8 protein-coding genes are annotated in these 12025 nt (G+C 74.7%); 1 reads left to right on the top strand and 7 read right to left on the bottom strand.

All coding sequences use genetic code 11. The features are described 5' to 3' along the window. Positions 1-97: 97 nt before the first annotated feature. The 6 genes from ACGFNH_RS28015 to ACGFNH_RS28040 all read right to left on the bottom strand — a co-directional run bounded on the left by ACGFNH_RS28015 (position 98) and on the right by ACGFNH_RS28040 (position 10195). On the bottom strand, positions 98-2434 hold the full coding sequence (locus ACGFNH_RS28015; RefSeq protein WP_393658328.1) for a xanthine dehydrogenase family protein molybdopterin-binding subunit: 2337 nt from the start codon (positions 2432-2434) through the stop codon (positions 98-100). Positions 2435-2627: 193 nt separating this feature from the next. Beyond that, positions 2628-4970: a 2Fe-2S iron-sulfur cluster-binding protein gene (locus tag ACGFNH_RS28020; RefSeq protein WP_393658330.1), complete on the bottom strand. Its 2343-nt coding sequence runs from the start codon at positions 4968-4970 to the stop codon at positions 2628-2630. Positions 4971-5061: 91 nt separating this feature from the next. Beyond that, positions 5062-5979, bottom strand: a complete 918-nt coding sequence (locus ACGFNH_RS28025) for an FAD binding domain-containing protein (protein ID WP_393658332.1) — start codon at positions 5977-5979, stop codon at positions 5062-5064. Positions 5980-6242: 263 nt separating this feature from the next. Next, on the bottom strand, positions 6243-8039 hold the full coding sequence (locus ACGFNH_RS28030) for a beta-N-acetylhexosaminidase (protein WP_393658334.1): 1797 nt from the start codon (positions 8037-8039) through the stop codon (positions 6243-6245). A gap of 473 nt (positions 8040-8512) precedes the next feature. Next, positions 8513-8821 (bottom strand): DUF3039 domain-containing protein, encoded by a 309-nt coding sequence (locus tag ACGFNH_RS28035; protein WP_393658336.1) that lies wholly within the window; start codon positions 8819-8821, stop codon positions 8513-8515. A 15-nt stretch (positions 8822-8836) separates the two neighbouring features. Continuing rightward, positions 8837-10195: an MFS transporter gene (locus ACGFNH_RS28040; protein WP_393658338.1), complete on the bottom strand. Its 1359-nt coding sequence runs from the start codon at positions 10193-10195 to the stop codon at positions 8837-8839. A gap of 71 nt (positions 10196-10266) precedes the next feature. Between ACGFNH_RS28040 and ACGFNH_RS28045 the strand changes: the two genes are divergently transcribed. Continuing rightward, positions 10267-11394 (top strand): GlxA family transcriptional regulator, encoded by a 1128-nt coding sequence (locus ACGFNH_RS28045; protein ID WP_393658340.1) that lies wholly within the window; start codon positions 10267-10269, stop codon positions 11392-11394. Here ACGFNH_RS28045 and ACGFNH_RS28050 read toward each other — a convergent pair. Continuing rightward, positions 11391-11969 (bottom strand): YqgE/AlgH family protein, encoded by a 579-nt coding sequence (locus ACGFNH_RS28050; RefSeq protein ID WP_393658342.1) that lies wholly within the window; start codon positions 11967-11969, stop codon positions 11391-11393. The two genes, ACGFNH_RS28045 and ACGFNH_RS28050, sit on opposite strands and share 4 nt — an antisense overlap. Positions 11970-12025: the final 56 nt, after the last annotated feature.

Raw genomic sequence — 12025 nt, forward strand, 5'->3', positions numbered from 1 at the left:
CGGACCGGCCGGTCCGGTGCCGTGCACGGGCCGAAGCTCGGCGCGCGCCGAGCGGCCGGTGCCCATGGGGCACCGGCCGGGATCGTCCTCTGCCCGCTCAGCGCGGAGGCATCGCCACCGCGGCCTGGGGCCGGATCGGGAGGCGGTTCACCGGACGTCCGGTGGCCGCGCGGACGGCAGCGGCGACCGCCGCCGGGGAGGTGACCACCGGCACCGCGCTCGCCGCCTTGGCTCCGAACGGCGCCACGACGTCGCGCTCCTCCACCAGCTTCACGATGCGGATGTCCGGTGCGTCCAGCGCGGTCGGCAGGGCGTAGCCGGTCAGGTCCGGGCGGCGGACCACGCCGCGCGAGGTCCTCAGGTTCTCGGTGAGGGCGGCGCCCAGCCCCTGGGTCACACCGGCTTCGATACGGGCGTTCAGCTGGCGCGGGTTGAGGACCCGGCCGACGTCCTGCGCCACGGCCATCTCCACCACGCGCACCGAGCCCAGTTCGATGTCGACGTCGACCACGGCCCGTACGGCGCAGAAGGCGAGGCCGACGAACGCGTCGCCCTGGCCCGTCTCGTCCAGCGGCTCGGTCGGGTGCGGCCGACACTGCGCCGTGGCCCACAGCTCCTTGCCGTCGAGCGTCTCGGCGACCGTCGTCGACAGCACCCCGTCGTACGAGGTGATCTTGCCGTCGGCGATCGACAGCAGCTCCGTGGACATCCCGAACTTGTGCGCCAGCGGCTGCAGCAGCTGCGTACGGACCATCTTGGCCGCGCGCTCCACCGCCCCGCCCGACACCCATGTGTGCCGCCCGTGGCAGGCCGGGCCCGCCGGGGGCTGGTCGGTGTCGACCGAGGCGACGTGCACCTCCTCGACGCCCAGCACGTCCTGGACGATCTGGCGGGCGAGGGTGGAGAAGCCCTGGCCGGTCTCGACGGCGGCACAGATCACCGTCGCCTCACCGCCGTTGACCTTCACCGTCGCCGTGGAGACCTCGTCCGCGCCCTCCGCGCCGAGCATGTGCACCATGCCGAGTGCGTAGCCGACGCCGCGCCGGACCGCGCCCGGGTCACCTGCTCCCTCGGGGCCACCGGGCAGCAGCCACTCCTCCTCGGGGGCGTCCTTGGGCAGCGGGGGCAGCGGCGCTTCCCGTACGGCGTCCAGGAGTTCGGCCACGGGCGCGGGGCAGGTCACGGTCTGGCCGGTGGGCAGCAGATCGCCGGTGGCCAGGACGTTGCGCCGCCGCAACTCCACCGGGTCCAGGCCCAGTTTGGCCGCCAGCTTGTCCATCTGGCCCTCGTACGCCGCGCACACCTGCAGTGCGCCCTCGCCGCGGACATGGCCGGAGGGCGGGTTGTTGGTACGCACCGCCCAGCCCTCGACGAAGGCGTGCGGCACGACATACGGGCCGGCGGCGAAGGCGACGGCGGCGGCGAGCGACTCGGCGGAGGAGTCCGCGTACGCGCCCGCGTCCAGCAGGATCTGCGCCTCCACCTTGACCAGGCGGCCCTCGGAGTCGGCGTGGTGGCGGTAGCGGAGCAGCGTCGGGTGGCGGTGCGCGTGGCCGAGGAAGGACTCCTCGCGGGTCGCGGCCAGCTTCACCGGGCAGCCGGTGCGCAGGGCCAGCAGCCCCAGCGGCAGTTGCATGCCCGCGTCCTCGCGGTCGGCCATGGCACCGGGCACACCGGTGACGACGACCTTGACGCGGTCGGGTTCGAGGCCGAAGCAGGCGGCGGCGAGGTCGCGGTCGGCATGCGGGTCGGTGGAGGCGGTGTAGATCTCGACGCCGCCGTCGGGGCGCGGCACGGCGAGTCCGGCTTCGGCGCCGATCGGCGCCGGGTCCTGGCGGCCGACGCGGTACAGCCCCTCGACCACGACCTCCCCGGTGATCTCGGGGTCGCCGTAGCTGAGCGGGATGTGGCGGATGACATTGCCGTCGGGATGCAACGGATCGGCGCCGAACGCCTTCTCGGGGTCGGTGACCGGCTCCAGCACCTCGTACTCGACCGCGATGGCGGCGGCGGCCAGGCGCGCGGTGTCGGGGTGGTCGGCGGCGACCGCGGCGATGGGCTCGCCGTGGTGGCGGACCATGTCCTTGGCGAACACCGGGCGGTCGCAGACCGTCCCCTCGCCGGTGCTGCGGCCGTGGCTGGCGTCGCCCGGCACGTCCTCATGGGTCACCACGGCCCGTACGCCCGGCATTTCGGCCGCCTGGCCGGTGTCGATCGACACGATGCGGGCGTGCGGGTGCGGCGAGCGCAGTATGGCCGCCCACAGCAGGCCCTCGGCCCACAGGTCGGCCGCGTACGGGAAGGTGCCCGTGGTCTTCGCGAGCGCGTCGGCGGGGGCGAGCGACGCCCCGAGCCCGTGGGACGGGGCCTCCTCGGCGGGTGCCGGGCCCTCCCCGACGGCCGGGGTCGCGGTGGCCGCGTCTGGACCGGTCATCACGCTGCCTTTCCGCTACCGCTGGGTGCTGGGAGTCTGCGGGGCGCCACCGGTCGGTGGCCGCGTACGGGACGGGGCCGCCGGGGGCGGCACGCCGGGTCGGTGTACGGGACGGACACTCTGGTCCGCTCCGCCTGCGGGGGATGCGGCTCCGCGGCCGGGGTGCGCCGGTCCGGCCTGCCGGCACGGGCGGTCATGCGGGACCTCCCGGGGCGGCACCGCCGTCGTAGGGGCCCGCCTGGTGGGGGATGCGCGGGGCGCCCGCCCCCTCCTCGTCCTCCGGATCGGCCGGGTCGACCCGGCTCTCGACGACCTCGCGCACGGCGTCGAGCACGCCGCGGTAGCCGGAGCAGCGGCACAGATTGCCGCAGATGGCCTGGCGGGTCTCGAGGTCGGTCGGCGCGTGGTTGCCCTCGAGGAGGTCGTGCACGGTCATCGCGAGTCCGGGCACGCAGAAGCCGCACTGGACGGCTCCGCTCGCCGCGAGGGCACGCTGCACGTCCGAGGGCACGCCGTCGGCGGCGAGCCCCTCGACCGTACGGACCTCGCTGCCCGCCGCGGTCGCCGCGGGCACGAGGCATGACGCCACGAGCCGTCCGTCGACCTGGACGGAGCACGCACCGCACTCGCCCTGCGAGCAGCCGTCCTTCGCCCCGGCAAGTCCCAGGCGTTCCCGCAGGACGTACAGAAGGGACTCGCCGATCCACGCGTCGGTGACGGGGCGGTCGGTGCCGTTGACGCTCAGGACGTACGAGGCGTGGGGGTGTTCGCTGTGCTCGTCGGCCGCGTCGTCCTGGCCGGGCGCCGCCTCCGCCGCGTCGTGGTCGTGCGCCTCGGCCGCCTCGTCCTGTGCGAGCGGTGCCGGTGCGGTGGTGGCGGCGGGGCGGCCGGGCGTATCGCCGCCGGCTTCCCCGGTGCCGTCGCCCCCGCCTGGGGCCGGGCCCGGGCGTGTGCCGTTGCGGCGGCCGTCGCCGGGCCGGGTCCGGGAGTCCTCGTCACCCGCGGGGCGGGGAGCGACGCCGTTGGGCGCGCCGTTGCTGGAGGCGGGCGCGCTCACGCCGGGCGCGGTCACGAAGCCGTTGGCCGCCGTGGAGACCGACCCCGTCAGCCGGTTGATGATGTCCTCGGCCGCGCGGCCCGGCAGCGACCCGCCGTCGGGCGGACGCGGGGCGGCGGGGCGCGGTGCGGTGGGGCGCGGTGCGGCGTCGGCACCGGCACCGGCACCGGCGTACGACGTGGCGCCGGGTGAACCGGCCGCGCCGGAGGCCCCGTGGGCGCCGGTGTCCTCGGCGCGCTGCTTCTGCCGGCCCTGCTCCGCCGATGACCGTTCACCCGCGGGGCCCTCGGCCGCTCCGGAGCCGTTGCCGATCTTCCGCCGGGTGGTCTCCCCGCCTGCGCGGCCCGGGACTTCGGTTCCGCCGGTAGGGGTCGGCCAGGGGCCTGAGGCGTGCTGCCCGCCGCCGCGCGTGTCCGGCTCCGGTGCGTCGGTACGGCCTTCCGCCGTCCCGCCCGGTCCGGAGGCAAGCTTGCGCCGGGCGCCGCCGCGCGCGGGGCGTTGCTGCTCGGGCCCGCCCGCGGGCCTCTGTTCGGTGGTCCACCCGCCGGAGGTGCTGCCGGTGGAGCCCCCGGCCGGTCCGCGGGTTCCGGTGCCGGGGCCAACGGCCGTCCCGCCGGCGCTCTGCTGCCACGGCGAGGATCCGGTGTCGCCGCCGGGGGGTTGGTGGCCCGCCGGTGCGCTCTCGTCGAGGCGGTACGTGCCGGACTCGTCGGTGCCCGGCGCGTCGGTGGTGGGGACGGACCACTGGCCGGTCGGCGCGGACGGCGCGTTCCAGTCGCCCTGCGGTACGTGCCCGCCCCGGGTGTCCTGTCCGCCCCGGGTGTCCTGCGCTCCCGGGCCCGCGGTGTGGGGCGGGGGGGGCGTCGACTGCACTGCGGAATCGGGCAGTTGCTCCCCTGCCGGGGGAAATGTCCATTGCTGGGTGAGGCCGGTCGGCCCCTGGCCGCTCTCCTGGCCCTGCCCGTACCACTGCGGGTCGGGCCCCGACGGGCCGCCGCCGTAAGGCGCGGCGGGGCGCGCACGGTTGTCGACCAGATACTCGCCCGACTCCCCCACGGGGTCGTCCGGCGCTATGGGCACACTCCACTGTCCATGGGCAGCCGCGCCGCCGGCGTCACCCCAGCCGCCACCGCCCTGTCCCGCGCCGGTGTCGGCGAACGGCATCGTCCACTGCCCCGTCGCATGGGGGTCGGCCGGTGCGGAGGGATCCGAACCGTGGCCGCCGGAGGGCCCCGAGGACCCGGCCGCACCGGATTCGGGTGTCAGCGGCGGCGGTACGTAGCCATGGCCCGGCGCCGCGAGCGGGTCGGCCCCGGGGGGTACGGCGGAGGGGTCGAGCAGGCCGTCGGGCAGACGCACGAAGGCCGTGGTGTCCGAGTCGTACTCACCCTGCGGCAGGGGCTCCCAGCCATGCGGCCCGCGCGGCGCCCCAGGGTGCGGCCCCTGCGAACCCGATGGCGGCTGCTGATCGGAACTCATGCGAGCCCCCTCCCCGCGCGGCGGCGAGCCGCCGCCGCGACCGTACCCCCGGCGTGTGGCACGACGGTCGGGCCGGCGGACGGTTCTGCACTCATGCGAGCGCCCTCCCCAGTGCTCGGCGGGCCAATGCCGCAACCGTACGCCGTAGATGCAGGACGGCGGGCGGCAAGGGCTGCGCCTCGCCCCCCTGGCCGTCCGGCGCCTGGGACCCGTCCGCGGGCTGCGGGTCCGGGATGCAGGCGGCCGCGACGTACTCGCCGAACGCCGCGCAGGCCTCCGGCGCGAGGCTGCGTTCGCCGTCCCAGTCGATGAGTCCCGCGACCCAGCGCTCGGCCTCCAGCGGGCGCAGCGGCATGGGGGCCACCGCCCCCACGGCGCAGCGCACATTGCGCCGGGCGGGGTCGAGCACGAGGGCGACGGAGGCGCCGGCGCGGCCGGGGCCGGTGCGGCCCGTGGCCTTCAGATAGGTCTGCGGTGCATGCAGCAGCGGTACGCGCACGAAGCCCACGACCTCGCCGGGGCGCAGCATCTCCATGCTCGCGAGCAGATGGCTGACCGGGATCTCGCGGCGGGAGCCCTCGGGCCCGGCGATGATCAACGTGGCTTCGAGGGCGGCGAGTACGGGCAGCGCGTCGCCGGTGGGCGCCGCGGTGACGATGTTGCCGCCGAGGGTTCCGGCGTTGCGGATCTGCGGTGGGCCCGCGGCGCGGGCGGCGGCGGCCAGCGCCGGAATGAGGGCCGCGAAGTCGGGCCGTCCCATCCGGGCGTGGGTGAGACCGGCTCCGAGCAGCGCGTGTCCGTCCTGGTACTGCCAGCCGCGGATCTCGCTGATCCGGCCGAGTCCGACGAGCCCCGCGGGCCGCAGCAGGCCGGAGTTGACCGAGGCCATGAGGTCGGTCCCGCCCGCGACGGGCACAGCGGCCGGCATGGCGGTGAGCGCCGCCACGGCCTCGTCGAGCGAGACCGGCAACGTCACCGTCTGCGCTGCCTGCGGTGCGTGCGTGGTCAACCCAGCCCCTTCCCGATGTCCCGCCTGTTCGCCGTACGGTACGTGCTCGCAGCCCGGACGTGGCAACTCTGGCACATCTTCACCGGCCCCCGGTGCGAGGGTCCACGAAGGGCTACTACGTCCCGAATTGGCGTTTGGTCCACTTTCACTCCGTGTTGGCCGTGAGTGCGGATTGCCATGTTTCGGGGAGCCTTGTGTGCGTTCTGCGTACGGGAGTCACGCTTCCAGGGGCGCGGCTCGAACGGTCCGCCTTTGCCTACGGCTCACACGATCGGGGGCGCCCCCTCGATCGGACGTCCGAGGCCGACACCTTCGGGTGCGGGCCGCCGCTGCCACGGGCGGGGCCCGTCCGGCGGCCGGTAGCCGACACCGAGCGCGTCCAGGCGCGCGTAGTGGGAGGTCATACGCGACGCGAAACCGGCGAAGTCCCGCTCGGCGGGCGGGGGGAGAGCGGACCAGGCGACCTCGGCGAAGGCGGCGAGGCGCGGGAAGACCTGGTAGTCCACGCGGCCACGGTCCTCCGTCACCTCGGTCCAGATGTTCGCCTGCGCCCCGAGTACGCGGGCGGCTTCGGCGGGGGTGAGCTGCGGCGGCACCGGCTCAAAGCGGTAGACGTCCTCGAGCGTGCGGACGTAGCCGATGGGCATCGGCTCGTCGTCGCCCGCGGCCTGGCGGTGGTCCAGATACACCTGCTGTTCGGGGCACATGACGACATCGTGGCCCGCGCGCGCGGCCGCGATCCCGCCCGCGTACCCGCGCCATGACGCGATCGCCGCTCCTTCCGCAAGGCCGGAATCCGCCGTTCCCGCAGCGCCCGCCCCAGCACCTTCCAGGATCTCGTCCCAGCCGATGAGGCGGCGCCCGCGCTCGGCGAGCCAGTCGGCGAAGTGCCGGACGAACCAGCCCTGCAGAGCGTCCTCGTCCGCCAGCCCCAGCTCCCGGATGCGCGCCTGGGCGGCCGGGGACGTCTTCCACTGGCCCTTCGGGCACTCGTCCCCGCCCAGATGCACGAACGGGGAGGGGAACAGCTCCAGGACCTCCTCCAGTACCTCCTCGTAGAAGCGCATGACGTGGTCCGCCGGGGCCAGCACATTCGGGCTGACGCCCCAGTCCGTCCAGACACCGAGAGCGGAGGTGTCGAGGACGTCGGTGTTGCCGAGCCGGGGGTAGGCGGCGATCGCCGCCTGCGAGTGGCCGGGAATGTCGATCTCCGGGACCACGGTGATGTGCCGCTGCGCCGCGTACGCGACGATCTCGCGGAGGTCGTCCCGCGTGTAGTGACCGCCGTGCGGGCGCTCGTCCCAGAGGGGCGAGGCCCGGTGCCCGTACCGGGTCCGCTCGCGCCACGCCCCGACCTCCATGAGGCGGGGGTGGCGGGCGATCTCGATGCGCCAGCCCTGGTCGTCGGTGAGGTGGAGGTGCAGGACGTTGAGCTTGTGGGCGGCGAGGAGGTCGAGATAGCGCAGCACGCCGTCCTTGGGCATGAAGTGGCGCGCCACGTCCAGCATCAGCCCGCGCCAGCGGAAGCGCGGCGCGTCCTGGATCCGACAGTGCGGCAGGCGCCAGGACCGGCCGGGGAGCGGCGCCCGGCGGTACGCGTCCGGGCCGAGGAGCTGCCGCAGGGTCTGCGCCGCCCAGAACAGCCCGGCCCGGCCGCCGCCGTCGAGGCGTACGCCCGTGGGGCCGATGCCGATCCGGTAGCCCTCCTCACCCAGTTCGGCGGTCACGTCCGGGTCGAGGGCGAGACGGACGGCGCCCCCTTCGCACCCGCCCGCCGCGCCCGCCGCGCCCGCCGGAGGCAGGGACAGGCCGGTGGCGGCGCCGAGTTCGGCCCGCAGCCAGCGCTCGGCATCCTCGGCTCCGGCACCGCCCGCGAGGCACGTGCCGGGCCCGAGGACGAGGAAGTTCCCGCGCTCACCGCCTCTGCCGTGCGGATCCGCACCGGCGTCGCCGTAGGGATCCGCACCGCCCGTGCCGACGTACGGATCCGCGCCGTCGCTGTACGGATCCGGGTCGACGCCGTACACCCGCGCCGAGAGCGGGGCCGGAATGAGGTCCATGGCTGCCGTCCTTGTCAGTTCTTCACCGCGCCACCGAGACCGAGAACCGGGCGGCGCTGCACGAGGAAGAAGAGGAAGAGAGGACCGGGACGGGAAGCGCCACCACCGCTGATGCACCCGTCATGCCGCCCCTGCCGTTCTCGTCGGGCTTGCAGAAGACCAGCGTTGACATTGCGACATGCGCAACGCACATTTCGTACCGCACAACACGCAGGAAGCTATGGGGGGTTCGGCATACAGGGCAAGAGGTCCGCACCCCTCCGGGTCACGTCGACCGAGACCTCATCGGCGGCGAACGGCTGTCCGGGGGCGCCCTGTTGACAAACGGCGCGACAGCCGGGCGGCCGGGAGTCGACGGATACGGCTCGTGCCCCTGTCAGCGCAGAGCCCCGGCGTGCGTCGCACGCCGGGGCTCGCAGCACCGGTCACCATCGCGGGCCGCGGCTCGCGATGACGGAACGGAGGGGCCGGGGCTACTGCTTGTCGCCGCCCTTGCCGCCCTTGCCGCTCTTGTCCTTGTCGCCGCCCGCGCCCATGGACTCGTAGATCTCCTTGCACATAGGGCAGACGGGGTACTTCTTCGGGTCGCGGCCCGGGACCCACACCTTGCCGCACAGCGCGACGACGGGCGTGCCGTCCAGCGCGCTCGCCATGATCTTGTCCTTCTGGACGTAGTGGGCGAAGCGCTCGTGGTCGCCGTCGCCATGCGACACCTGCGGCGTCGGCTCTACCAGGGTTCCGGTGCCTGCCCCGCGCTCGGGCTCGGGCTCGAGAGTGCTCATGTCTGCCAAGGGTACTCACGCCCGCGGAAAGCAGGGAGCAGTGGCACTGCCCGTCCTCGGGCCACCGTCGACCGCCCCAGGACCGCCCCCCGTCACCGGCCGGGAACCGGGGCGCCGCAGCACGAGAGCAAGGAGCGCGGCCGCCGCGCACAGCGCCCCGACGGCGATCCACACCACGTCGTACGAGCCCGAGGCATCCCGTGCCACGCCGCCGAGGAAGGCCACCAGACCGGCGCCGAGCTGATGCGCGGCGTTCGCCCAGCCGAAGACGATGGCGCCGTCCTCGCCGTAGTACTCCCGGGCCAGCGCGATCGTCGGCGGCACGGTGGCCACGTCCAGCAGGCCGAAGACGACGACGAAGAGGACCAGGGGTGTGCGGACCGCGGGGGCCAGCAGCAGCGGCAGGAACATCAGCGACAGCCCGCGCAGCGCGTAGTACGAGGCGAGCAGCCGCCGGGGGTCGGTGCGATCGGTGAGCCAGCCGGAGCCGACGGTGCCGGCGACGTTGAAGACCCCGATCAGGGCCAGCAGGGACGCGGCGACGGTCGTGGGCATGCCGTGGTCGTGCGCTGCGGGGGTGAAGTGGGTCCACATGATGCCGTTCGTGGACGCCCCGCAGATCGCGAAGGTCCCGGCGAGCAGCCAGAACGGGCCGGTACGGGCCGCGCGCACGAGCACCCGCAGCGCCCGCCGCGCAGCCCCCGGGACGGCGGGCGGCTTCGCCACGAACACGGCGCTCCCGTACGGCGGCACACCCGCGTCCGCCGGGTGGTCCCGCATCAGCAGCCGTACGAGCACCATGACGACGAGCGCGGCCAGCGCGGGCGCCAGGACGGCGAGGCGCCAGCCGTGGTGGTCGGCCGTCCAGGACAGGACCGGGAGGAACACGAACTGGCCGACGACACCGGCGGCGGTGAGGACGCCGAGGACCAGGCCGCGGCGCCGGACGAACCAGCGGCCGACGACGGTCGCGGCGAAGGCCATGGCCAGCGATCCGGTACCCAGGCCCACGAGGACGCCCCACACCAGGACCAACTGCCAGGTCCGCGTCACCGCGGTCGTCAGCACACCGCCGGCGGCCACCGCCGTCAGCGCGCCGAGGACGACACGGCGCATCCCGAAGCGGTCCATCAGCGCGGCGGCGAACGGGGCGGTCAGCCCGTAGAGCGCCATGTTCACCGAGACGGCGAGGCCGATGGTGGAGCGCGACCAGCCGAACTCCGCGCGCAGCGGGCCGACCAGCAGGCCCGACATCGTGGTGAAGGCGCCCGCGGCGACGATCGCCAGACCGGAGACGGCGGCGACCCACCAGGCGCGGTGCGGTGACCTTCGGATCGCGGGGGCCGGTGCTGCGTTCTCGGTGTTCTCCGTCATGTGCCCGAGCCTGCGAGTCCCGGCGTCGCGCGACGAGTGGCCAGATGGACAGCATGTGAAAGAATCTCGCCATGAGGAGTTCGACGACCCGATCGACGACCCGATCGGCCACCGGATCGACGACCGGATCGGCCACCGGGTCGCCCATCGGACGGGTGGAGGGACCGAGCGCCCCGGCGGCGTTCCGGCACCCCGGCCGCCACCGCGTGGCCGTCCTCGCCCGCCACGGGCTGCTGCCGATCGAGGTCGGAATCGTCCACCAGCTCTTCGGCCAGGCCGCCCGGACTCACGGCGGCGCACCGCTCTACGAGGTCGTCACCTGCGCCCTCACCCCCGGCCCCGTCCGTACCAGCGCCGACTTCACCGTCGGCGTGGAGCACGGCCCCGAGGCCCTGGCCGGGGCCGATACCGTCGTCGTCCCCTCGGCCCAGGTGGACTACGAGCCCCAGACCGGCCGCCTCGACGGCTCGCTCGCGGACGCGTTCGCCCTCATCCGGCCCGGTACGCGTATCGCCTCGATCTGCACCGGCGCCTTCGTCCTGGCCGCCGCCGGGCTGCTCGACGGCCGCCGCGCGACCACCCACTGGCGTTCCTGCGACCACCTGCGGGAGGTCCATCCGGCGGTGAAGGTCGACCCCGGCGTCCTCTACACCGACGACGGGCGCATCCTCACCTCGGCGGGCGTCGCCTCCGGCATCGACCTGTGCCTGCACATGATCCGGTGCGACCACGGCTCGGCGGTCGCCAACGAGGTGGCGCGCTCCACGGTCGTCGCCCCGCACCGGGAGGGCGGCCAGGCCCAGTTCATCCAGCGGCCCGTCCCCGAACCGCGCCTCTCCTCCACCGGCGCGGCGCGCGCCTGGGCCCTGGGGCACCTCGACCGGCCGCTCACCCTCAGCGAGTTGGCCGGCCGGGAGGCGATGAGCGTACGGACCTTCAGCCGCCGCTTCCGGGAGGAGGTGGGGATCACCCCGATGCAGTGGCTCGCCCAGCAGCGCATCGAGCGGGCACGGCATTTGCTGGAGGAGACCGACCTGCCGGTCGACCGGGTCGCGGCCGACGCGGGCTTCGGCACGGGGGCTTCGCTGCGCCAGCATCTGCAGGCGGCGCTCGGCGTCTCCCCGAGCGCGTACCGCGGGACGTTCCGGGGCCCGGACCGCGCCGCGGCGCGGAGTGAGGGTCCGGGCGGGAGCGACTAGTTCAGGCTCGGGTCGTCCGGATACGTGGCGACCATCGCCAGCTCGTTGCGCTGGCGCCGCAGGACCGAGCGCCATAGCTGCTCGGGGTCGGGCGAGGAGACGTCACCGGGCTCGGACTCCACCACGTACCACGCACCCTCGACCAGTTCGTCCTCCAGCTGGCCGGGCCCCCAGCCCGCGTAGCCCGCGAAGATGCGCAGCGAGCCAAGCGCCGCCGCGAGCAACTCGGGCGGCGCCTCCAGGTCGACGAGGCCGATCGCGCCGTGCACCCGCCGCCAGCCCAGTGGCCCCTCCCCCACGGGGGTGCCGGGCTCGCCCGGGACGACGGCCACGCCCAGCGCCGAGTCCAGCGACACCGGGCCGCCCTGGAAGACGACACCGGGCTCCCCGGTCAGTCCGGCCCAGGATTCGAGGATGTCCCCTACGCCGACCGGGGTGGGCCGGTTGAGGACGACGCCCAGCGACCCCTCGTCGTCATGGTCGAGAAGGAGTACCACCGCACGGTCGAAGTTCGGGTCGGCCAGCGCCGGTGTCGCGACTAGCAGACGTCCTGTGAGGGACGACACCTCGGTCATGACGACATGATCCCGCACGATCGCCCCGCGCGGGGAGTCAACGGGGCTACGCGGCT

Source organism: Streptomyces sp. NPDC048639, from assembly GCF_043199075.1.
In the GTDB taxonomy this organism is placed as follows: domain Bacteria; phylum Actinomycetota; class Actinomycetes; order Streptomycetales; family Streptomycetaceae; genus Streptomyces.